Source organism: Actinomadura sp. NBRC 104425, from assembly GCF_030269545.1.
Taxonomy (GTDB): domain Bacteria; phylum Actinomycetota; class Actinomycetes; order Streptosporangiales; family Streptosporangiaceae; genus Spirillospora; species Spirillospora keratinilytica.
Map to the genome: position 1 here is coordinate 319,048 of NZ_BSTN01000001.1, position 21,145 is coordinate 340,192.

The window sequence follows — 21,145 nt, forward strand, 5'->3', positions numbered from 1 at the left end:
CCGAGTGTGATGCATCCGTCCCGCGCCCAAGACTTGACGAAAGCATTACCTAGCTTATCTACTGTCCAGGTCAAACCCACTTATTTAGTAGGGATCTTGGACATGCGTCGCACACATCGTTCGTCACTGTGGGGGCTGCCCCGTCGGCTCGCCGCGGCCGCGCTGGCCGTGCTGCTCGGCGCCGGGACGCTCGGCGCCTGTGGTGGCGACGACGACAGCGGCGGCTCCGGCGGAGCGGAGGAACCGCTGCGGCTCGGATACTTCCCCAACATCACCCACGCCACCGCCCTGGTCGGCGTGCAGCGCGGCATCTTCGCCAAGCACCTGGGCACCGCGCCGCGCACCTCCACCTTCAACGCCGGCCCGTCCGCGGTCGAGGCGGTGTTCTCCGGGGCGGTGGACGCCACGTTCGTCGGCCCGAACCCGACCATCAACGCCTGGGCCAGGTCGCACGGCAAGGCCATCAAGGTCATCTCGGGTGCCGCCTCCGGCGGGGCGTCGCTGGTGGTCAAGCCGGAGATCAAGTCCGTCCAGGACCTGCGCGGCAAGAAGATCGCCACGCCGCAGCTGGGCAACACCCAGGACGTGGCGGTGCGCTACTACCTCAAGAGCCAGGGCCTGACCGCCAACAAGGACGGCAGCGGCGATGTCAAGATCGTCCCGCAGGAGAACGCGCAGACCCTGCAGACCTTCGCGCAGGGCACCATCGACGGCGCCTGGGTGCCCGAGCCGTACGCCTCCCGGCTGATCCTGGAGAACAAGGGCAAGCGGCTGCTGAACGAGGCGTCGCTGTGGCCCGGCGGCAAGTTCGTGGTGACCAACCTGATCGTCCGGCAGGACTACGCCAAAGAGCACCCCGAGCAGGTCAAGAAGCTGCTGCAGGCCGTGGTCGAGGCCACCGACCTGATCAACAACAACCCCGAAGACGCCAAGAAGGCCGTCAACGAGCAGCTCACCAAGCTCAGCGGCAAGCCGCTCAAGCAGGAGATCCTCGACGCGTCCTTCAAGGAGATCACCTTCACCGTGGACCCGGTCGCCTCCTCGCTGGTCCAGGGCGCCCGGCACGCCGAGGAGGTCGGCCTGCTGGAGCCGGTGGACCTGAACGGCATCTACGATCTCGGCCCGCTCAACGAAGTGCTCAAGGCGAGCGGAAAGGCACAGGTCAGCGACAAATGACAGAGGCCGTCACGGCCGCGCCCAGCCGGACCCCCGCGCCCGCGGCGGTCCGGCTGAGTGGCGTGTCCAAAGCGTTCGGAACCGGTGACGCGGCCCTGCTCGCGCTCGACGGCGTCTCCCTGGACGTGGCGCCCGGCGAGTTCGTGTGCCTGCTCGGCGCGTCCGGCTGCGGCAAGAGCACCCTGCTCAACCTGGTCGCCGACCTGGACAAGCCGACCTCGGGCAGCATCGACACCGGCGGCGCGCGGGTCGCGCTGATGTTCCAGGAGCCGGCGCTGTTCCCGTGGCTGACCGTCAGCGCCAACATCGAGCTGGCCCTGAAGATGCGCGGGGTGCCGCGGGCCGAGCGGCGCGAGCGGGCCTCGGCGCTGCTGGCCTCGGTGCACCTGAGCGGGTTCGGCAAGAAGCGCCCGCACCAGCTGTCGGGCGGCATGCGCCAGCGGGTCGCGCTGGCGCGCGCCCTCGCCCTCACGGTGGACGTGCCGCCGGGGAGCGACGGCGGCCAGGGCACCCTGCTGCTGATGGACGAGCCGTTCGGCGCGCTGGACGCGATGACCCGCGACCTGCTGCACGACGAGATCGAGCGGATCTGGCGCGAACGCGGGCTGACCGTGCTGTTCGTCACCCACAACGTGCGCGAGGCCGTGCGGCTCGGCGACCGGGTGGTGCTGCTCAGCAGCCGCCCCGGCAAGGTCGTGGAGGAGTTCCCGGTCGACATCGAGCGCCCCCGGCGCATCGACGCCGCCCCCGTGGCGGCGCTGGCCGGCAAGATCACCGACCGGCTGCGTGAGGAGGTCGGCCGCCATGGCGGTTGAGACCCGCAAGAACGTGCCCGACCCCGCCGACGACCCCGCCGACGACCCGGCGCTGCAACGGCAGATCACCGGGCTGGACGCGCTGGAGCTGGCCCAGGGCGCCCGCCGCGGCCCGCTGTCGCGGCTGTGGTCGGCGGCCTGGCCGATGGTCACGGCCGTGGCGATCGCGCTGGCGTTCTGGCAGGCGGTGGTGTGGAGCGGCTGGAAGGACCCCTGGGTGCTGCCCGGCCCCGCCGACACCCTGCCGGTGTTCTGGGACCAGATCACCAGCGGCCGGTTCTGGGAGGCCGTCGCGCTGACCATGCAGCGGGCGGTGATCGGGTTCGCGCTGTCCATCGTGATCGGCGTGCTGGTCGGTGCGCTGGTGTCGCAGTTCCGCATCCTGCGCCGGGCGTTCGGGTCGATGATCACCGGGCTGCAGACGATGCCGTCGATCTCCTGGTTCCCGCTGGCCATCCTGCTGTTCCAGCTCAGCGAGAGCGCGATCCTGTTCGTGGTGGTGCTGGGCGCGTCTCCGTCCATCGCCAACGGGCTGATCGCGGGCGTCGACTACACCCCGCCGATCCTGCTGCGCGCGGGCAAGGTGCTCGGCCTGCGCGGGCTGCTTTTGTACCGGCATCTGATCCTGCCCGCCTCGCTGCCGTCGTTCGTGGCGGGGCTCAAGCAGGGCTGGGCGTTCGCCTGGCGCAGCCTGATGGCGGGCGAGCTGCTGGTGATCATCGGCGACACCACCTCGCTGGGCGTGCTGCTGTCGCAGGCCCGCGAGCTGAACAACACCGCCGACATGATCTCCTACATGATCGTCATTCTGATCATCGGGATCGTCATCGACCAGCTGTTCGGCGTCGCCGACCGCGCCCTGCGCACCCGCTGGGGCATGGACAGCGACTGACCACGGCGACTGACCACGGCATCTGACCCGGACCGGCGGGGCGGGGGCACGCGACCCCGCCCCGCCGGCCGGGCGACGGTGGGCGTACGGCGTCCGGGTGCACGCCGTCCGGGTGCACGCCGTCCGGGTGCACGCCGTCCGGGTGCACGCCGTCGCGGACGCTAGACGCGCTCGAAGGTGAACCGCTGGTTGGCCCCGCCGTTGCAGCGGTACTGGACGATCGGGGTGCCGTTCGAGGCGCTCAGGCCGGGCACGTCCAGGCACTTGTTGTGCAGGGTGCGCACCTCGTACCGGCCGGAGCCGACCGGCCGCAGCCGGAACCTCTGGTTGGCCGTGCCGCGGCACCGGTACTGGATGATCGCGGCGCCGTCCGCGGTGCTCCTGCCGCTGACGTCCAGGCACTTGTTGTGCAGGGTGCGGATCTGGAAGCGGCCGCGCTCGGCGGCCACCAGCCGGAACGTCTGGTTGGCGCCGTCGTGGCACCGGTACTGGATGATCGGGGTGCCATCGGCGAAGTCGCCGCCGCGGACGTCCAAACACTTGTCATGCAACGTCAGGATTCTTCCGCGCTCGGAGGACTGCAGCCGGCCCGCGGACGCGGCGTCGGCGGCGGTGGACGCCATCAGGGGGGCGGCGAGGGCGAGCAGGGCGGCGGCCGGCAGGCCGCGTCGCGCCGTGAGGGGGAAACGCATGGCACACCTCTCAGGTGGAAGGATGTCGCGTCCGATCCACATCGGACTACCTCAAGTAATCATGTAGTCGCCAATTGTGTTCAAGAGGGGATCGGACACAACCCCCTTGCGCCGGCGTTACCCAAACCCCACCTGCCCGCACAGCCACAGCAGCAACAGATCACCCCGAGGCAGGTGCCTGGGGTTCAGCCGCGGTCGCCGCTCTGCTCCCTGAGCGCGGCTTCGATGGCGGCGGACATCGAGGGCACGTCATGGCCGCCCTCATAGGGTTCGCCGTTGATGAAGAACGTGGGGGTGCCGCCCACGCCGCTGCGTTCGCCGCCCTCCATGTCGGACAGGACGCGCTGCCGGTGCCGTTCCACGTCGCGCCACAGGGGGACGCCCATCGACTCGGCGTAGGAGGCCAGGTCGGAGTCGGACAGGGCGAGCTGGTTGCGGAACAGGGTGTCGTGCATGTCCCAGAACCGGCCGTGGTCGGCGGCGGACTCGGCGGCCAGGGCGGCGGCCATCGCGCGCGGGTGCAGCTCCGACAGGGGGAAATGGCGGAACACGACCCGCAGCCGGTCGCCGAAGCGTTCCCGCAGCTCCTCCAGGACGGGGTGGGCGCGGCCGCAGTACGGGCACTCATAGTCGCCGTACTCGACCAGGGTGACCGGCGCGTCCATAGGGCCGCGGACGTGGTCGGCGTCGGTGACCGGCGGCAGCGGCTCGGCCTCCACGGGGATCTCGTCCTCCCGGGACGGCGGCGCGCAGACGGCGCCGCGGTTCCAGGCCATGCGGAAGACCAGCCAGCCGAGCCCGGCCGCCAGCAGCGACCCGGCCAGGATGCCGATCTTGGCCTGGCTCTGCAGCGCCGGATCGTCGGCGAACGCCAAATCGGTGATGAACAGCGAGACCGTGAAGCCGATGCCGGACACCGCCGCGCCGCCGAGCACCTGCCCCCACACCAGGCTGCCGGGCAGCACCCCCCAGTTCCACCGCAGCGGCAGCCAGGTGCCGAGGGCGATCCCGGTGAACTTGCCGGCCACCAGGCCGGCCGCCACCCCGATGGTGACCGGCGAGGTGGCGGCGGCGCGCAGGGTGCCGCCGTCCAGGCGGACGCCCGCGTTGGCCAGCGCGAAGATCGGCACGATGACGTAGCTGGTCCACGGGTGCAGCAGCAGCTGCAGCCGCTCGTTCACCGAGACGGTGCGCTGGACGGTGCGGCCCGCCTCGACGGCCAGTTCGGGGCTCGGGGCGCGCGCCAGCTCCCGCAGCATCTCGTTGGCGCGCAGCACCTTGTGCCCGCTGGGCGCGTACACCACGACCAGGGCGCCGAGCAGGATGCCCGCGAGGGTGGGGTGCACGCCGCTCTCCAGCATGGCGGCCCACACCCCCAGGCCGAGCACCAGGTAGGCGGGGGCGCGCCAGAACCGCAGCCAGCGGGCCGCGACGATCAGCCCGGTGAGCAGCACGGCGACCGCCAGCGCGGTGACCGACAGCGACTCGGTGTAGAAGACCGCGACGACCAGGATCGCGCCGATGTCGTCGACCACGGCCAGGGTGAGCAGGAAGGCGCGCAGCGGCTCGGGGCAGCGGGTGCCGATCACCGCCAGCAGGCCGAGGACGAACGCGGTGTCGCTGGCCAGCGGGATTCCCCAGCCGCTCGCACCGGGGCCGCCGGCGTTGACCGCCGTGTAGACCAGCGCGGGGACCGCCATCCCGCCGAGCGCGGCCACCGCGGGCACGGCGATCAGGCGGCGGTCGCGCAGCTGGCCGATGCGGACCTCGCGGCTGATCTCCAGCCCGATGACGAAGAAGAACAGCGCCATCAGCCCGTCGTTGACCAGGTGCCGCAGGTCGAGGGCGACGGTGTGGTCGCCGATCCGCACCGCCAGTTCGGTGTGCCAGAACGTCTCGTAGGTGTCGCCGAACGGGGAGTTGGCCCACAGCAGCCCGGCGACCGTCGCGGCCAGCAGCACGCTGGTCCCGCCCACCTCGGTGCGCAGGAACGAGCGCAGCCCCGGCGGCACCGCCCGTGCGGCGATGGAGATCTCGCTCACGTCCGCTTCCTCACCCCGCGTCCCGCCTCGGCCCAGAGCCGCCGCGCGGTACAACCTCCCGGGTCAGGGGCTTGTTCCGGGAGGATCCTCGACGCCCCGTCCGGGGCCGGGGGGCTGCGGCCCTGCCTCGGGGGGCGGCGTGGGGTCGGGGCCCGGCTCGTCGGGTTCGGGGGGCTCGGGGTCGGGCCGCGGGCGGTCGCCGCCGCGGCTGACGTGCAGGATGACGGTGCCGTCGGCGGCGGCGGTGGACATGCCCGCCACCGTCCCCGCCGGGTACCGGTCGGACCGCACGGGCGCCCCCAGGCGCGCCTGGAAGCCGGCCGCGCGGAGCCGGGCGAGCGCGGCGCCCAGCGTCATGCCGCGCACGTCGGGGGCCCGGTCGATCTCGCCGCTGCCGCGGCGGAAGAAGCGGGCCGGGGGCCGCGCGAACGGGGTGGCGGGGCGCCCGGCCAGCGCGCCGGCCATGGTGTCGTGCCAGATCGGCGCGGGGATCGTCGCCCCGTACACCGCGCCGTAGCAGCGGCCGTCCATGCACAGGTTCCGCATCGGGTGCTTGTAGCCGCCGCGCGGGTCGCCCACCCACACCGCCGCGGCCAGGTCGGGCGTGTAGCCGGCGAACCAGGCGGCGGAGAAGTCGTCGACGGTGCCGGTCTTGCCCGCGGCGGGGCGGCCGATGCCCTGGCCGCGCGCGGTGCCCTTGGTCAGCACGCCGCGCAGCACGTGGTTGACCGCGTCGGCGACGCCCTTGTCCAGCACCTGCTCGCAGTCGGCGCCCGGCACCCGCAGCTCCCGGCCCTGCGCGTCGGTGATCCGCTTGATGGCGATCGGCTTGCAGTAGCGGCCGCGGGCGCCGAACGCGGCGTAGGCGGCGGCCAGCCGCACCGGCGACACCGGGTTGAAGCCGAGGGTGAAGGACGGGTACTGCTCCAGCGGCTTGCCGTTGGCCTGCCGCATGCCGAGCTTTTCGGCCATCTTCACCGTGTCGCACAGCCCGACCTTGCGCTGCAGCGCCAGAAAGAACGTGTTCACCGAGTGGTGGGTGCCGGTGACCAGGGTGAACTCGCGGCCGCCCTCGCCGTCGGCGGCGTTGCGCAGCGGCTTGGTGTCGCCGACGCGGCGGCCCTTGCAGTCGCGGTACCCGGTCGGGACGAAGGCGCGCGGCGCCATCAGGCGGGTGCCGAACGGCATGTTCTCGTCCAGCGCGGCGGCCAGCGTGAACACCTTGAACGTCGATCCGGCCTGCATGCCGATGCTGGAGCCGTGGCTGGCGTCGGCGGCGAAGTTGATCCATGTCTTGCCGCGTTCCCGGTTCGAGCCCAGTTCGCGGTCGACGGCCATGCCCTTGATCTCGCCGGTGCCGGGTTCGACGAGCGCCTCGGCGGCGGCCTTGCCGGCGGAGTTCTTCGGGGGGACGTGCCGGTCGACGGCGCGCTGGGCGGCCCGCTGCGTCTGCGGGTCCAGGGTGGTGCGGATGGTCAGGCCGCCGCGTTTGAGCAGCCGTTCGCGGGCCTTGGCCGTCTTGCCGAACACCGGATTGGTGAGGATCTCGCGCTGTACGTAGTCGCAGAAGAACGGGGCCTTGCTGACGACGCAGCCGCTGCGGGTCCGCTTGACGCGCAGGCCGAGGGGTTTGCGTGCGGCGGCTTCGGCGGCGGCCCGGTCGATCCAGTTCAGCTCGGCCATGCGGCGCAGCACGACGTTGCGCCGTTTGCGCGCGGCCTTGGGGTGGCGGATCGGGTCGTAGGCGTGCGGATAGCGGATCACCCCGGCCAGCAGCGCCGCCTCGGCCAGCTGCAATTCGGCCGCGGGCTTGCCGAAGTAGTGCCGGGAGGCCGCCTCGATGCCGTAGGCGCCGTCGCCGAAGTAGGCGATGTTGAGGTAGCGGCGCAGGATCTCGTCCTTGGAGAACCGCTTCTCCAGCGCCACCGCGTACCGCAGTTCGCGGATCTTGCGGGCGGCGCTGATCTCCTGGGCGGCGCGCTGCTCGGCGACGGTGTCGGCCTGGGCGATCAGCAGGTTCTTGACGTACTGCTGGGTGATGCCCGAGCCGCCCTGGGTGATCTGCCTGGACGTCAGATTGCTGGCCAGCGCCCGCAGCGTGCCCTGGGAGTCCAGGGCGCCGTGCTCGTAGAACCGGCTGTCCTCGATGGCCAGCACGGCGCGGCGGGCGATCGGCGCGATCTGGTCCAGCCGCACGTCCACCCGGTTCTGATAGTAGAACGTGGCGATCACCGAGCCGTCGGCGGCCAGGATCCGGGACCGCTGCGGCACATCCGACACGTCCAGGTCGTCCGGTTCCTCCTGGAACCAGCGGGCGGCGTCGCGGGCGCCGATCCCCGCGCCGCACGCGGTGGGCAGCAGCATCAGCGCGACCAGGACGCCCGCCAGGGTGCTGAGGCCGCCCAGGTGCCGGACGGCGCGCATGCGCGCCGCGCGCACGCTCGCGGCCGAGCCCCCGCGTGACCCTCCCAGCACGGGCCAAGAGTAAACGGGGCGATCGCGGCCCACCACCCCCCGGCGGCCCCCGTCCGACGGCACAGGAGCCGACGGTGCGGGCGGGGGCCGCCCGCGGTCATTCGGCCGACCGCGTCCGCTCCCATGACCTGACACGGTCACGAAATACCCGGCACACGGCGCGCAACTCCGCCTCGGCATCACGGCCCTGCTCGCGGCTCTCGCGCACCAGCCGGAACAGGCGCGCGCCCAGGGCGGTCTCCTCCTCGGCGGGCGGGTCGAACAGCTCGGGCGGGGCGCCCGCGCGGTCGGCGCGGCGCTGCAGCTGCGCGGCCAGGGTCAGCGCGGGCTGGCCCATGGGCACGCCGTCCAGCACCGACGCCTCGCCGCCGTTCTTGGCGGCCCGCTCGGCGGCCTTGATCTGCTCCCAGTTGGCGTTGACCTCGTCGGCTCCGGACACGGTCACGTCGCCGAACACGTGCGGGTGGCGGCGCACCAGCTTGTCGACGATCGCGCCCGCCACGTCGTCGATGGTGAAGCGGGTGTCGTCGGTGCGCTCGGCGGCCACCACCGAGTGGAACGCCACCTGCATCAGCACGTCGCCGAGCTCCTCGCGCAGCGCGCCCAGGTCGCCGTCCTCGACGGTGTCGGCGACCTCGTAGGCCTCCTCCAGCAGGTAGGGGACGAGCGAGACGTGGGTCTGCTCGGCGTCCCAGGGGCACTCGCGGCGCAGCCGGTCCATCACCGCCACCAGGTCGAGCAGCCGCGCCCCGGGCAGGTCGTAGGAGCCGTGCAGCACCTCCACCTCGAGCGGGTCGTCGACGACGAGCCGCCCGATCTCGCGCATGAGGCCCTCGTCGCCCTCGGGCGCGGCCACCCACACCGCCGTGGCGGCGCGGGCGGCGGCGACCAGGGCGGCCGGGTCGGGTTCGGGCACCTCCTCGGGCTGCACGCCGGCGTCCCGCAGGTAGGGCAGCAGCGGATGGCCGGCGGGGGCGAGCACGCGGTCGGCCGAACGCAGCGTCTCCCACGCCTTCCACGTCAGCAGTCCGGGGGCGACGCGGTGCGTGGTGGCCAGCAGGATCAGGCCCATGGTCACGCCGTCCCCGAGTCGGTGGCCGACAGGCGCTGCCGCATCGGCTGGATGGCGACCTGCCGCGGGTCGAACGTGCCGAACCGGGGATTGATCTTGATGTCCATGTCGGCGGCGGTGCGGACGAACCGGTCGACGACGCCCTGCATCGCGGTGGTGGTGCGCGGGCCGCGCGGGTCGGCCGGGTCGGCGCCGAGCCGGACGGCGAGCTGGTCCTGGACGGTCAGGTAGCGGGCCAGGTCGCGGGTGTAGCGGGCGGGCAGCCCGTAGGCGAGCGTGACCGAGCGGGCGCCGCCCTGGCGGTCCAGCGCGGCGATGGTGCGGTCGACGGTGCCCTCGGTGATCGCCAGGCCGTTGCGGCGCGCGACCTCGTCGGCGACCCGGATCTTGACCAGCATGTTCAGCGCGCCGCGCATGTCCGACTCCGACAGCGCCTCGGCGGCCAGCTGCTGGTCGCTGTCGCCGGGGTAGGCGCGCATCTGGTTGGCGACCGGGTCGGCGCGGAACTGCGCCTGCCAGTCGCGCACGGCGCCGTCGAGGGTGGCCGTGGTGATGCGCTCGTCGCCCACCAGCGCGGCCGCGCCCGCCTTGGGCGGCGTACCGCCGCAGCCCGCCAGCACCCCGGCGGCCACCGCCGCCAGCGCCGCCGCCCCGACCAGCCTCGCCGCCCTCACGGTTGTACCGAGCACGCCAGACCTCGTTCCTGTACGCATTCCTCTGCGGTGTCCGATCTTGGTCAGCCTAGGTCCGGACGGGCTCCGGCAACAGGGCCTCGACCAGGTCCGTGGCCCATTTCAGCAGCTCCTGGTCGCGCAGCGGGCGGCCGCCCAGCGGCTTGGTCTTGGGGGTGGGCACCAGCAGCGTGCGCAGGGCGGGCTTGAGCACGCTCCTGGGGTAGAGCCGCTGCAGCCGCACCTGCATGGAGTCGGGCAGCTCGACCGGCGCGAACTTGACGTAGTTGCCCTGCAGCGCGACCTCGGTCAGCCCGGCCCGGCGCGCCCGCGCCCGGAACCGCGCCACCGCCAGCAGGTTGAGCACCGGCTCGGGCGGCGCCCCGAACCGGTCGCGCAGCTCCTCGTGCACCTGGGCGACCTCCTCGTCGGAGGTGATCGCGGCGATGCGCCGGTAGGCGTCCAGCCGCAGCCGCTCGCCCGGGACGTACTCGTGCGGCAGGTGCGCGTTCACCGGCAGCTCGACCTTGGTCTCGGTGACCTCCTCGGCGGCGCCGCCCTCCTTCAGCTCGCGCACCGCCTCGCCGACCATCCGCACGTACAGGTCGAACCCGACGCCCGCGACGTGCCCGGACTGCTCGGCGCCCAGGATGTTGCCGGCGCCGCGGATCTCCAGGTCCTTCATCGCCACGTACATGCCCGCCCCGGCCTCGGTGTGCTGGGCGAGGGTGGCCAGGCGCTCGTGCGCGGTCTCGGTCAGCGGCGCCTCGGGCGGGTAGAGGAAGTAGGCGTAGGCGCGTTCGCGGCCCCGGCCGACGCGGCCGCGCAGCTGGTGCAGCTGCGACAGGCCGTACATGTCGGCGCGGTCGACGATCAGGGTGTTGGCGTTGGGCACGTCCAAGCCGGACTCCACGATCGTGGTGGCCACCAGGACGTCGAAGTTCTTCTCCCAGAAGTCGACCATGACGCGTTCGAGCTCGTGCTCGTTCATCTGGCCGTGCGCGACCGCGATGCGCGCCTCGGGCACCAGCTGCGCCAGGTTCGCGGCGACCCGGTTGATCGACCGCACCCGGTTGTGGACGAAGAACACCTGGCCGTCGCGCATCAGCTCGCGGCGGATGGCGGCGGCGATCTGCTTGTCCTCGTAGGGGCCGACGAACGTCAGCACCGGGTGCCGCTCCTCGGGCGGGGTGAGGATGGTGGACATCTCGCGGATGCCGGTGATGCCCATCTCCAGCGTGCGCGGGATCGGGGTGGCGGACATGGCCAGCACGTCCACCTGGGTGCGCAGCCGCTTGAGCTCCTCCTTGTGCTCGACGCCGAACCGCTGCTCCTCGTCGATGATCACCAGGCCGAGGTCCTTGAACCGGGTCTGCCCCGACAGCAGGCGGTGGGTGCCGACGACGACGTCCACCGTGCCGTCGGCCAGGCCGCGCAGCGTCTCCTCGACCTCGCCGCTGCTCTGGAACCGGCTGATCGCCTTGACCACGACCGGGAAGGGGCCGAACCGCTCGGTGAAGGTGGACAGGTGCTGCTGGACGAGCAGGGTGGTCGGCACCAGCACCGCGACCTGCTTGCCGTCCTGCACGGCCTTGAACGCGGCGCGCACCGCGATCTCGGTCTTGCCGTAGCCGACGTCGCCGCAGATCAGCCGGTCCATCGGGACGGGCCGCTCCATGTCGGCCTTGACCTCCTCGATGGCGGCGAGCTGGTCGGGCGTCTCCACATACGGGAAGGCGTCCTCCAGCTCGCGCTGCCAGGGCGTGTCGGGCCCGAAGGCGTGGCCGGGGCTGGCCATCCGCGCCGAGTACAGCCGGATCAGCTCGCCGGCGATCTGCCGGACCGCCTTGCGCGCCCGCGACTTGGCCTTCTGCCAGTCGGCGCCGCCCAGCCGGTGCAGCGACGGCGACTCGCCGCCCACGTACCGGGTCAGCTCGTCGAGCTGGTCGGTGGGGACGAACAGCTTGTCGCCCTTGGCGTACTCCAGGATGAGGTACTCGCGGGTGGCGCCCTGCACGGTGCGGCTGACCATCTCCACGTAGCGGCCGACGCCGTGCTGCTCGTGGACGACGTAGTCGCCCGCGCGCAGCTGCAGCGGGTCGATGCCGCCGCGCCGCCGCGACGGCATGCGCCGCATGTCCTTGGTGGACGCCTTCTGCCCGGACAGGTCGGCCTCGGTGATGACCGCCAGTTTGATCTCGTCCCAGGTGAAGCCGTGCTCCAGCAGGCCGGTGGAGACGCTGACCACCGCGGGGGCCGGGGGTTCGGCCAGGTCGGTGAGGGCGGCGCCCAGGCCCTCCTCGCCGATGAGCTGGACGAGGCGTTCGGCCGGGCCGTGGCCGGGGGTGACGACGACGACGCGCCAGCTGTCGCCCGTCCAGCGCTTGAGGTCGCCCATGACGCGGGCGGTGTCGCCCCGGTACGCCTCGGCGGCGTGCACCCCCAGGTTGAGCGCGTCGCCCTCGGGGTTGAGGGCGGTGACCGTCCAGCGGGCCAGCCCCAGCTCGGCGGTGTGCTGCTGCACCTCCTCCAGGGGGCGGAACGCGGCTGCGCCCAGGTCGATGGGGGCCTCTCCCCCGGCGGCGGCCGTGACCCAGCTCGCCTCCAGGAACTCCTGGCTGGTGCGCACCAGTTCGGCGGCGCGGCCCCGGATGCGCTCCGGCTCGCACACCAGCAGGCACGAATCCTCGGGAAGCAGGTCGGTGAGCAGCTCCATGCGGTCGGCCAGGACGGGCGAGAACGCCTCCATGCCCTCCACGGTGTCGCCGTCGGCGATGCGGGTGAGGACGTCCTCCAGGGCCGGGTACTGCTCGGCCAGCAGTTTGGCCCGTTCCCGGACCTGCTCGGTCAGCGGCAGCTCGCGGCACGGCGGCGCCCACAGGCCGCTCTGGGCCACTTCAAGGGAGCGCTGGTCGGCGGCCTTGAAGTAGCGGATCTCCTCGACGGTGTCGCCCCAGAACTCCACGCGCAGCGGGTGCTCCTCGGTGGGCGGGAACACGTCGAGGATGCCGCCGCGCACGGCCATCTCGCCGCGCTTCTCCACCAGGTCGACGCGGTGGTATCCGGCGTCGGCCAGGCGGCGGACGACGTCGTCCAGCTCGGCGTCGTCGCCGGCGCGCAGCCGCACCGGCTCCAGGTCGCCGAGGCCGGACACGATCGGCTGCAGTACCGCCCGCACCGGCGTCACGACGACGTCCAGCGCCCCGCCGGCCCCGTCGCCCGCGTCCGGGTGGGCCAGGCGGCGCAGGACGGCCAGGCGCTTGCCGACGGTGTCCGAGCGCGGCGACAGCTTCTCGTGCGGCAGCGTCTCCCACGCCGGGAAGTGCGCGACCCGGTCGGGGTCGAGCAGGCTGGTCAGCGCGGACGCCAGGTCCTCGGCCTCGCGTTCGGTGGCGGTGACGGCCAGCACCACGCCCCCGCCGGTGCCGTGGCGCGCCAGGGCGGCGGCCAGGATCGGCCACATGGCCGGGGGCGCGACAACGTCCCGGTCGGCGCGCGCGTTCTTGAGCGCGGCGGCCAGCCGAGGGTCGCCGCAGGCCAGGTCAACAAGTCCAGAAAGCGTCATGTTCGCCCGCTCGTCGGTGCTCCTTGCGAGGGCGGCCCCCGCCCCGCCGTTCGAAAGACCTTTGCCCGCCGTGCCCGGCGCCCGCCCGGCCGCGCCGCCGGTGGACGCCCCCGTCGCGGGGCAGCCCGAAGCCCCGGAATCCGCCGGACCCCGGTGCGCGGTACCAGCGTACGCGCCCGCATACCGTCCCGTACCGGTCCCCGCACGATCATCCGGCCGCGACGCGCTCGGATAGGCCGCGACGAAATGTCGCTAGGCCAAGAAATTTGCATGGGTCGCGGCGAAATTCGCGCAGCCCAAGAAATTTGTATAGGCTGCGACGAAATTGTCGCAGTAGAGACGAGCGTAATTCACTACATGGACACCGAGGAAATTTCCACTGCGGGGATCCGGCATCGCAATGGCCGCCCGACCGCCTCGTCGGCCCAGCTCACCCAGGTGATCGGCGTCAACCTCGGCCCCCTGCGCAGCCATTGCACCGGCCGGGATTTTCCGCTGCACGCACTCGACCGGCGCGCCGCCGCGGACGAGCGGGGGTGGGCATGACCCGCACCGCCGAGCCGGCCGACCCGGCCCGCACGCGTCCGCACCCGCGCCGCTGGGCGGGGCTGACGGTGCTGTCGGCCAGCCTGCTGATCGTCGTGATGGACATGACGGTCCTCAACGTGGCGCTGCCCGCGCTGTCGGCCGACCTGCGGCCGGACGCGGTCAGCCTGCTGTGGATCGTCGACGTCTACTCGCTGGTGGTGGCCGGTCTGCTGGTCACCGCCGCCGCGCTCGGCGACCGGTGGGGCCGCCGGCGGGTGCTGCTGGCGGGATTCGCGGTCTTCGGGCTGGCCTCGCTGGCGGTGCCGGCCGCCGCGACGCCGGGCGCGGTCATCGCCCTGCGGGCCGTGCTGGGCGTGGGCGGCGCGCTGATCATGCCGTCCACCCTGTCGATGATCCGGCACCTGTTCACCGACCCGCGCGAGCGCGCCACCGCCCTGGGCATATGGGCCACGATGGCGGGCCTGGGCTCCGCGCTCGGCCCGATCCTCGGCGGCGTGCTGCTGGAGCACTTCAGCTGGCGGTCGGCGTTCCTGGTGAACGTCCCGGTCATGGCGGCGGCGCTGGTGCTGGGCCGCTGGCTGCTACCCGAGTCGCGCAACCGGCATCCGACCGCTTCCGACGGGGCCGCCGGCGCGGGGAGCTGGGACCTGCCGGGCACGCTGCTGTCGATCGTCGGCATGGTCGCCCTCGTCTACGCGATCAAGCACTTCGGCGAGGACGGGCCGGCCGACCACGGCGCGCTCGCCGCCGCCGCGATCGCCGCCGTCGCGCTCGGCTGGTTCGTGACGCGCTGCCTGCGCCGCCCCGACCCGATGCTGGACGTGCGGCTGCTGCGGCGGCCGGCCTTCTCCGCCGGGGTGGTGGCCGCGCTGAGCACGAGCATCGCGCTGGCCGCCGCGATGCTGCTGCTGGCGCAGTGGATGCAGCTGGTGCAGGGCTATTCGCCGCTGGAGACCGGCGTGCGGCTGCTGCCCAGCGCGATCGCCACGGCCGTGCTGTCGCCGCTGGCCCCCGCCCTGGCCGCCCGGATCGGCGCGCGCACCGTGCTGGCCGCGGGCCTGGCCATCACCGGGCTGGGCTTCCTGGTGCTGCCCGCCGCCCCCCATCCGCTCGGGTACGGCGCCGTCGTGGTCGCGCTGACGCTGGTCGGCGCGGGACTGGGCGCGCTGGCCGTCGCATCCGCCGTCATCATGGCGGGCGCCCCGCCGGAGCGCTCCGGCAGCGCCGCCGCCATCGAGGAGACCAGCTACGAGCTGGGCGGCACCCTCGGCGTGGCGGTGCTGGGCAGCGTGGCCGCCGCCGTCTACCGAGCCGGCCTGCCCCCGGAGCGGCTCGCCGACGCCGGGCTGACCGGAGCGGCCGCCGACGCCGTGCGCGAGTCGCTGGGCGGCGCGCTGGAGATCGTCCCGTCGCTCGGCGAGGCCGGCGCGCGGCTGGCCGAACGGGCGCAGGAGGCGTTCACCTCGTCGCTGGAGTGGGCCGGCGCGGCGGGCGGCGCCCTGCTGCTCCTCGGCGCCGCGCTGGCGTGGCTGCTCACCCCGCGCGACCTGGACCTGGCCGGCGGCCACGAGCACTGACACCGGCGCGCCCCGCTTTTGACGCTCGGATCCTCCCCGGGGTTGGTCGCCTGGCCGCATGCGGCATGCCAAGAAGCCGCAAATAGCGGACAGTGCGCAGTCGTACGATTACGCTGCGAGATTGTGACCGATCTGCGTACGCCGCCGCTCAACGACGGTGATCTGTTCTCAGAACGCGTCCGGCAGTACGCCCATGACCGGCCGCTGCGGCCCGTCCACATCCTGGAGGCCGGATGCGGATGGGGGCGGGGCCTGGAGCTGGGCGACTGCGAGCGTCGGGTCACCGGTGTCGACATGGACGCCCCGGCGCTGCGGGCGCACACCGCCGACCGCACCGACCTGGACGAATGGCACCTGGGCGACCTGCGCACCGTGCCCATGCCGCCGCGCGCCTACGACGTGGTGCACGCCTCGTTCCTCATCGAGCGGGTGCCGCACGCCGAACTGGTGCTCGACCGGTTCGTCGCCGCGCTCAAGCCCGGCGGGCTGCTGCTGGTGCGGCTGCGCGACCGCAACACCGCGTTCGGCTTCCTGGACCGCAGGCTGCCCCGATGGCTGCGCGACCCGCTGTGGCGGCACCTGGCCCGGCGCGGCCGGGTCGAGCTGCTGCTGCGGCCCGAGGCGTCGCCGGGCGCGATGCGGTCCGCGCCGCAGGCCGGGGCCCCCCGGGAGGCTGCCCCGTCCGGCGCCTCCGAAGACGGCGCCGCGGAGGGGCGCGAGGGGCGCGAGGGGCGCCGCGCCGGCGGGCGGCGGGCCGGTGACGAGCGCGCCGCCCGGATCGGCGTGCCGCCGCCCGCGGTGTACGAGAAGGTCGCCTCCCGGCAGGGCATGCGCTGGTACTGCGTCATGCGCGGGCTGGTGATCGCCGAGGAGTACACCTCGCGCGCCTCGCTGGACGCCCTCGGGTCCGGTTCCGGCATCGTCGGCGGGCTGTGCCGGCTGGTGGCGTCCCTGTCGCGCGGGCGGCTGACCGCCGAGCACAGCGAGGTGACGCTGGTCATCCGCAAGCCCGAGAACCGTTTCGCGCGGGTCATCTGAGCGCGTGCCCCGTCCGGGCGGCCGCCCCGCCCCGCCGCGGCGGGGCCGAGATGCGCGCACCGGTGGACGGTAGGTAAATTCTCTGCGGAATCCCCCTACTGACCTGCGTCGGCCCGGTTCCCCGCCCGGGCAGGATCGGAGACCGCGGTGACCGCCGAGACGGCCCTTCCCGACACGCTGCGCGACCTGCCCGCACACACCCCGGGCAAGGTCGAGCTGGCCGATCTGGAACTGCTGCTGGCCGGGGCCTACCCCCCGCTCAAGGGGTTCCTCGGCTCGTTCGACACCGCCATGGTGATCGCCGGCGGCCGGCTGGCCGACGGCACGCCGTGGCCCGTGCCGGTCACCCTCGCGGTGCCCGAGGAGCTGACCGGTCACGAGAAGGTCGTCCTGCAGGACCCCGAGGGCGTGCCGCTGGCCGTGCTGACCGTCGCCGAGGCCTGGCGGGACCCCACCAGCAGCGGCTGGCGGCTGGCCGGCGGTCTGGAACCGCTGCGCGCCCCCGCGCACGGACCGTTCCACCGCCTGCGCCGCCGCCCCGACGAGCTGGAGCGCCCGGACGGCCCGCTGCTGGCCGTGGCCACCCGCGAGCCGCTGCACCGCAAGCAGCTCGGCCAGGTGCGGCAGGTGGCCGAGCGGCTCGGCGCGCGGGTGCTGGTGCTGCCGCTGCTGGGCGGCGAGCACGACGAGGCGCTGGTGCGGGCCCTCTTGGCGGTGCGCCGCGACCTGCCGGACGGCGCGCAGGTCGTCCCGGTGCCGCTGCCGCCGCGCGACCTCGACGACGCCGACGGCGAACGCGACCTGCTGCTGCGCGCGCACGTCGCCGCCGCCTACGGCGCCACCCACCTGCTGGCCGACGAGCAGCAGGCCGGCACCGCCGAGAGGATCGCCGACGGCGCCCCGATCCCGGTGGTGGTGCCCGAGCCGTGGGCCTACGACGCCGACGTCGAGGTGTGGCGTCCCGTCGCCCGCATCGAGCCCGACCACGTCCAGGCGGAGCTGACCCGCGAACGGCTCGGCGAGCTGCTCGACCGGGGCGAGCCGATCCCCGACTGGTTCACCCCGCCCGCGGTCGCCGCCGAGCTGGCCGTGGCGCGGCCGCCCAAGCACGAGCGCGGTCTGACGGTGTTCTTCACCGGGCTGTCGGGGTCGGGCAAGTCGACGGTGGCGCGCGGGCTGGCCGACGCGCTGATCGAACGCGGCGGCCGCACCGTCAGCCTGCTGGACGGCGACGTGGTGCGGCGGCTGCTGTCGGCCGGGCTGACGTTCTCCCGCGCCGACCGGGACCTGAACATCCGCCGCATCGGGTATGTGGCGGCCGAGATCACCCGGCACGGCGGGGTGGCGATCTGCGCGCCGATCGCCCCGTACGCCGCCACCCGCGCCGAGGTGCGCCGCATGGTGTCGGCGGTCGGCGACTTCGTGCTGGTGCACGTGGCCACGCCGCTGGAGGAGTGCGAGCGGCGCGACCGCAAGGGCCTGTACGCCAAGGCGCGGGCCGGGCTCATCCCCGAGTTCACCGGGATCTCCGACCCGTACGAGGAGCCCGACCCGGCCGTCGACGGGGGCGCCGACCTGCGGCTCGACACCACCGGGCTGGAGCCCGACGAGGCCGTCGCCCGCGTGCTGGCCCTGCTGGAGGAGGGCGGCTGGGTGCGTCCCGCCTGACGCAGTCGCCGCAGCAGTCGCTTTTTTACTGTCCGGTACGGGCCCCCTGGCTGCCGATCATGCCTGCCGACCGTTTAGTCTTGTTTTTCGGTTTTCCCGATATACCCGGTAGGTCATGCTCATGGACTTCGATTGGACGATGGCGTTCGGCTCGTTCCTGGTCGCCATCGTCGTCGGGCTGACCGGCATGGGCGGCGGCGCGCTCATGACACCGATGCTCGTGACGTTCTTCGGCGTGAGCCCGCTGGCAGCGGTGTCCAGCGACCTGGTCGCCGCGGCGGTGATGAAGCCCGTGGGCAGCGCCGTCCACTACCGCCAGGGCACCATCAACCTGCGCCTGGTGGCGTGGCTGTGCGCCGGCTCGGTGCCCGCCGCGTTCTGCGGCGTGCTGGCGGCCCGGGCCCTCGGCGACGGCGACACGGTGCAGGACGTCATCCAGAAGGCCATGGGCGTGGCGCTGCTGCTGGCGGCCGCCGGGTTGATCGCGCGCGGCTACCTGGCGCTGGCCGACCGGGCCGCGCGGCGCGAGCCCGGCGAGCGCCGCACCGCCGCCCCCGGCTCGCCCGCCGCCGTCGACACGCCCGACATCAAGGTCCGGCCGGTGCCGACCCTGCTGGTCGGCGCCGTCGGCGGGCTGGTGGTCGGCATCACCTCGGTCGGCTCCGGCTCGCTGATCATCGTGGCGCTGCTGGCGCTGTACCCGACGCTCAAGGCCAACCAGCTCGTCGGCACCGACCTGCTGCAGGCGGTGCCGCTGGTGTTCGCCGCCGCCCTCGGCCACCTGCTGTTCGGCGACTTCCACATGGAGGTCACCGCGGCGCTGCTGGTCGGCTCCGTCCCCGGCGTCTACCTGGGGTCGCGGATCTCCTCGCGCGCCCCGGGCGGCCTGATCCGCCGCGCGCTGGCGTTCGTGCTCGTCGCGTCCGCGCTGAAGATGTTCGGCATGGGCACCGAGGTGCTCGCCTGGACGCTCGTCGGGCTGGCCGTGGCGGGCACCGCGGCGTGGGCGCTGCTGCGCCGCCGCCACGGCCTGCCCGCCCTGGAGATCACCGGCAGGCTCGCGCGGGCGCCCCGGCAGGACGAGCCGGAGGTCTCGCGCACCCCTGTGAGCAGAAGTTAGCCGCCGCCCGGCGCCGCTCAGCGGGAGCCGGTGATGAGGGCCCGCAGCGCGGTGCTGGAGGTGTGCACCGTGTACGGGAAGTAGACCACCCGCACCCCGCGCGCGCCCAGGTCGGCTTCGAGGCGGTCGCCCTTGGGGGTGCCCTTCCAGTCGTCGCCCTTGAACAGCACGTCGAACCCCAGGCGCTCCCACATCACCACCTTGTCGGCGGAGACGTCGGTGACGACCTCGTCGACGCAGCCCATCGAGCCGACGATCTCCATCCGCTCGGCGTGCGGGACGATCGGCGCCCGCCCCTTGACCTGCTCCAGCACCTCGTCGGTGACCACGCCCGCGATGAGGTGGTCGCACTCGGCCCGGGCCCGCTTGAGGATGTTGAGGTGCCCGATGTGGAACATGTCGTAGGCGCCCGGCACGTACCCGACCACGCCCGTGCGGCGGCTCACCGGCGCACCCCCGTCTCCGCCGGCTGCGCGGCGGCCGCCGGGGCGTCCAGCCCGGCGACCTCGCGGAACCACTTGACGGAGGCGGCCAGCAGGAACAGCGCGTTTCCGGCGAACAGCAGCGTGTAGACGGGCAGGAACACGTCGGTGAAGCCGAGCAGCAGGAACGCCACGCACAGCACCCCGTAGTCGGTGGGGATCACCAGCAGCGACCGCAGCGTCGACGGCGCCGCCGGGGCGGGCGCCGGGCCGGTGCGGCGGGCCCGCGCCAGCAGGTCCTTGAGGATCATCCCGAAGAACATCACCGCGGCCACGATGGTGAACCCGAGCGGGACCAGCAGGTAGGCGTCGCGGTCCAGGTCGTAGAACCGGTACCAGGACACCAGCACGGCCGAGTGCAGCGCGGAGATCTTCGCCGCGTCCACCATGTGGTCCAGGTACTCGCCGGACGCCGAGCCGCCGCCGCGCAGCCGGGCCAGCTGGCCGTCGGCGGAGTCGAAGGCGTAGCCGACCACCAGCGCCAGGCACACCGCCGCGCCCAGCCACGGCGCCGGATCGACCAGCGCGATCAGCGCGATGCCGGTGAAGGTGAAGCAGGCGCTGATCGCGGTGACCTGGTTGGGCGTCAGGCCGGCCACGTACGAGGCGGCGGCCAGCACGCGGCCCAGCTTGCGGTTGACGAACCGGGAGTAGGCCGGGGCGCCCTTGGCGCTCTTCTGCGCGGACGCCAGCCGGGTCAGCGCCGCGCGGAAACCGGCGGGCGCGGCGGCGTCCGAAGCGGTCGGCGCGCTCACGCGACCGACGTCCTCGGTGCGGCGCCGACGCCGCCGGCGCGGGACATGCGGATGTGTTCGCGCAGGACGGGGCTGCGGGTCTCGGCCACGTCGGTGAACGACACCACGCGCACGCCCGTGCCCGCCAGCTCGCGTTCGGCCGCCGCGGCGGCGCCGGCGGCGTCGTGCGGGGACGCGTCCGCGCCGGCGAACACCACGCCGAAGCCGACCGCGTCGAAGGCGGGCCGCAGCGCCGCCTGCTCCAGCGGCACGACGTCGTGGACGCCGCGCACATTGCCGACGATCTCCATGCGCTCCAGCTGCGGCACCACCGGCCGCGTGCCGTGCACCCGTTCGGCCAGCTCGTCGGACCACACGCCGACGACGAGCCGGTCGCACAGCCGGGCCGAACGTCGCAGGACGTCCAGGTGACCGACATGGAAGAGGTCGAAGACCCCCGGCGCGAAGCCGATCACCCCGTGCATGCAGCCCCCTTGCCCCTGTATACGGGCCTACGTGTACGTCCGTCCTGGGAGAACAGCCGTACGCTAGCAGCCCTTCGCCCGAGCGTTGTCGC

At 73.4% G+C, this 21,145-nt stretch carries 17 protein-coding genes; 8 read left to right on the top strand and 9 right to left on the bottom strand.

Annotated features, from left to right (window positions below; genetic code table 11):
- Nucleotides 1-102 precede the first annotated feature (102 nt).
- From QSK22_RS01500 to QSK22_RS01510, 3 genes are read left to right on the top strand one after another with little or no spacing between them, the layout of a single operon-like run.
- The gene (locus tag QSK22_RS01500) at nucleotides 103-1,176 is read left to right on the top strand and encodes an ABC transporter substrate-binding protein (RefSeq protein ID WP_285492057.1); all 1,074 of its coding nucleotides are present in this window, start codon (nucleotides 103-105) and stop codon (nucleotides 1,174-1,176) included.
- Nucleotides 1,173-1,991, top strand: a complete 819-nt coding sequence (locus tag QSK22_RS01505; RefSeq protein ID WP_285492058.1) for an ABC transporter ATP-binding protein — start codon at nucleotides 1,173-1,175, stop codon at nucleotides 1,989-1,991. The genes QSK22_RS01500 and QSK22_RS01505 overlap by 4 nt, the downstream gene beginning before the upstream one ends.
- Entirely contained in the window at nucleotides 1,981-2,883 is a 903-nt protein-coding gene (locus QSK22_RS01510) for an ABC transporter permease (protein WP_285492059.1), read from the top strand. The genes QSK22_RS01505 and QSK22_RS01510 overlap by 11 nt, the downstream gene beginning before the upstream one ends.
- A 161-nt stretch (nucleotides 2,884-3,044) precedes the next feature.
- Here the strand turns inward: QSK22_RS01510 and QSK22_RS01515 are convergent, their stop codons facing one another.
- The 6 genes from QSK22_RS01515 to mfd form a co-directional block, all read right to left on the bottom strand.
- On the bottom strand, nucleotides 3,045-3,575 hold the full coding sequence (locus tag QSK22_RS01515) for an RICIN domain-containing protein (RefSeq protein ID WP_285492060.1): 531 nt from the start codon (nucleotides 3,573-3,575) through the stop codon (nucleotides 3,045-3,047).
- A gap of 185 nt (nucleotides 3,576-3,760) precedes the next feature.
- On the bottom strand, nucleotides 3,761-5,617 hold the full coding sequence (gene nhaA, locus QSK22_RS01520) for a Na+/H+ antiporter NhaA (protein WP_285492061.1): 1,857 nt from the start codon (nucleotides 5,615-5,617) through the stop codon (nucleotides 3,761-3,763).
- A 63-nt stretch (nucleotides 5,618-5,680) separates the two neighbouring features.
- Nucleotides 5,681-8,092: a transglycosylase domain-containing protein gene (locus QSK22_RS01525; RefSeq protein WP_285492062.1), complete on the bottom strand. Its 2,412-nt coding sequence runs from the start codon at nucleotides 8,090-8,092 to the stop codon at nucleotides 5,681-5,683.
- A gap of 97 nt (nucleotides 8,093-8,189) precedes the next feature.
- On the bottom strand, nucleotides 8,190-9,164 hold the full coding sequence (locus QSK22_RS01530; protein ID WP_285492383.1) for a nucleoside triphosphate pyrophosphohydrolase: 975 nt from the start codon (nucleotides 9,162-9,164) through the stop codon (nucleotides 8,190-8,192).
- 2 nt (nucleotides 9,165-9,166) lie between these two features.
- Nucleotides 9,167-9,838 carry a SurA N-terminal domain-containing protein gene (locus tag QSK22_RS01535; protein ID WP_285492063.1) on the bottom strand — a complete coding sequence of 224 codons (672 nt, stop codon included), beginning with the start codon at nucleotides 9,836-9,838 and terminating at the stop codon, nucleotides 9,167-9,169.
- 67 nt (nucleotides 9,839-9,905) lie between these two features.
- The gene (gene mfd / locus QSK22_RS01540) at nucleotides 9,906-13,400 is read right to left on the bottom strand and encodes a transcription-repair coupling factor (RefSeq protein WP_285492064.1); all 3,495 of its coding nucleotides are present in this window, start codon (nucleotides 13,398-13,400) and stop codon (nucleotides 9,906-9,908) included.
- A 357-nt stretch (nucleotides 13,401-13,757) separates the two neighbouring features.
- On the opposite strand from mfd, the gene QSK22_RS01545 reads away from it, so the two are divergent.
- From QSK22_RS01545 to QSK22_RS01565, 5 genes are all read left to right on the top strand, one after another.
- The gene (locus tag QSK22_RS01545; RefSeq protein ID WP_285492065.1) at nucleotides 13,758-13,946 is read left to right on the top strand and encodes a hypothetical protein; all 189 of its coding nucleotides are present in this window, start codon (nucleotides 13,758-13,760) and stop codon (nucleotides 13,944-13,946) included.
- Nucleotides 13,943-15,526 carry an MFS transporter gene (locus QSK22_RS01550; RefSeq protein ID WP_285492066.1) on the top strand — a complete coding sequence of 528 codons (1,584 nt, stop codon included), beginning with the start codon at nucleotides 13,943-13,945 and terminating at the stop codon, nucleotides 15,524-15,526. Before QSK22_RS01545 ends, QSK22_RS01550 begins: the two co-directional genes overlap by 4 nt.
- A gap of 123 nt (nucleotides 15,527-15,649) precedes the next feature.
- Nucleotides 15,650-16,564: a class I SAM-dependent methyltransferase gene (locus QSK22_RS01555; RefSeq protein WP_285492067.1), complete on the top strand. Its 915-nt coding sequence runs from the start codon at nucleotides 15,650-15,652 to the stop codon at nucleotides 16,562-16,564.
- 147 nt (nucleotides 16,565-16,711) lie between these two features.
- The gene (gene cysC, locus QSK22_RS01560; protein ID WP_285492068.1) at nucleotides 16,712-18,232 is read left to right on the top strand and encodes an adenylyl-sulfate kinase; all 1,521 of its coding nucleotides are present in this window, start codon (nucleotides 16,712-16,714) and stop codon (nucleotides 18,230-18,232) included.
- Between the two features lie 121 nt (nucleotides 18,233-18,353).
- Nucleotides 18,354-19,352, top strand: coding sequence for a sulfite exporter TauE/SafE family protein (locus tag QSK22_RS01565; RefSeq protein ID WP_285492069.1), 999 nt, complete (start codon nucleotides 18,354-18,356; stop codon nucleotides 19,350-19,352).
- 17 nt (nucleotides 19,353-19,369) lie between these two features.
- Here QSK22_RS01565 and QSK22_RS01570 read toward each other — a convergent pair whose 3' ends face one another.
- From QSK22_RS01570 to QSK22_RS01580, 3 genes are read right to left on the bottom strand one after another with little or no spacing between them, the layout of a single operon-like run.
- Entirely contained in the window at nucleotides 19,370-19,798 is a 429-nt protein-coding gene (locus tag QSK22_RS01570; RefSeq protein WP_285492070.1) for an FAD synthase family protein, read from the bottom strand.
- The gene (locus QSK22_RS01575; RefSeq protein WP_285492071.1) at nucleotides 19,795-20,589 is read right to left on the bottom strand and encodes a CDP-alcohol phosphatidyltransferase family protein; all 795 of its coding nucleotides are present in this window, start codon (nucleotides 20,587-20,589) and stop codon (nucleotides 19,795-19,797) included. The genes QSK22_RS01570 and QSK22_RS01575 overlap by 4 nt, the downstream gene beginning before the upstream one ends.
- Nucleotides 20,586-21,053, bottom strand: a complete 468-nt coding sequence (locus tag QSK22_RS01580; protein WP_285492072.1) for an adenylyltransferase/cytidyltransferase family protein — start codon at nucleotides 21,051-21,053, stop codon at nucleotides 20,586-20,588. Before QSK22_RS01580 ends, QSK22_RS01575 begins: the two co-directional genes overlap by 4 nt.
- Nucleotides 21,054-21,145: the final 92 nt, after the last annotated feature.

Excerpts from the sequence above, each read along its gene's own strand:
- QSK22_RS01580 (WP_285492072.1), bottom strand. The coding sequence starts at position 21,053 with ATGCACGGGGTGATCGGCTTCGCGCCGGGGGTCTTCGACCTCTTCCAT.
- QSK22_RS01565 (WP_285492069.1), top strand. The coding sequence starts at position 18,354 with ATGGACTTCGATTGGACGATGGCGTTCGGCTCGTTCCTGGTCGCCATC.
- QSK22_RS01530 (WP_285492383.1), bottom strand. The coding sequence starts at position 9,164 with ATGGGCCTGATCCTGCTGGCCACCACGCACCGCGTCGCCCCCGGACTG.
- QSK22_RS01545 (WP_285492065.1), top strand. The coding sequence starts at position 13,758 with ATGGACACCGAGGAAATTTCCACTGCGGGGATCCGGCATCGCAATGGC.
- QSK22_RS01510 (WP_285492059.1), top strand. The coding sequence starts at position 1,981 with ATGGCGGTTGAGACCCGCAAGAACGTGCCCGACCCCGCCGACGACCCC.
- QSK22_RS01515 (WP_285492060.1), bottom strand. The coding sequence starts at position 3,575 with ATGCGTTTCCCCCTCACGGCGCGACGCGGCCTGCCGGCCGCCGCCCTG.
- QSK22_RS01505 (WP_285492058.1), top strand. The coding sequence starts at position 1,173 with ATGACAGAGGCCGTCACGGCCGCGCCCAGCCGGACCCCCGCGCCCGCG.
- QSK22_RS01550 (WP_285492066.1), top strand. The coding sequence starts at position 13,943 with ATGACCCGCACCGCCGAGCCGGCCGACCCGGCCCGCACGCGTCCGCAC.
- QSK22_RS01500 (WP_285492057.1), top strand. The coding sequence starts at position 103 with ATGCGTCGCACACATCGTTCGTCACTGTGGGGGCTGCCCCGTCGGCTC.
- mfd (WP_285492064.1), bottom strand. The coding sequence starts at position 13,400 with ATGACGCTTTCTGGACTTGTTGACCTGGCCTGCGGCGACCCTCGGCTG.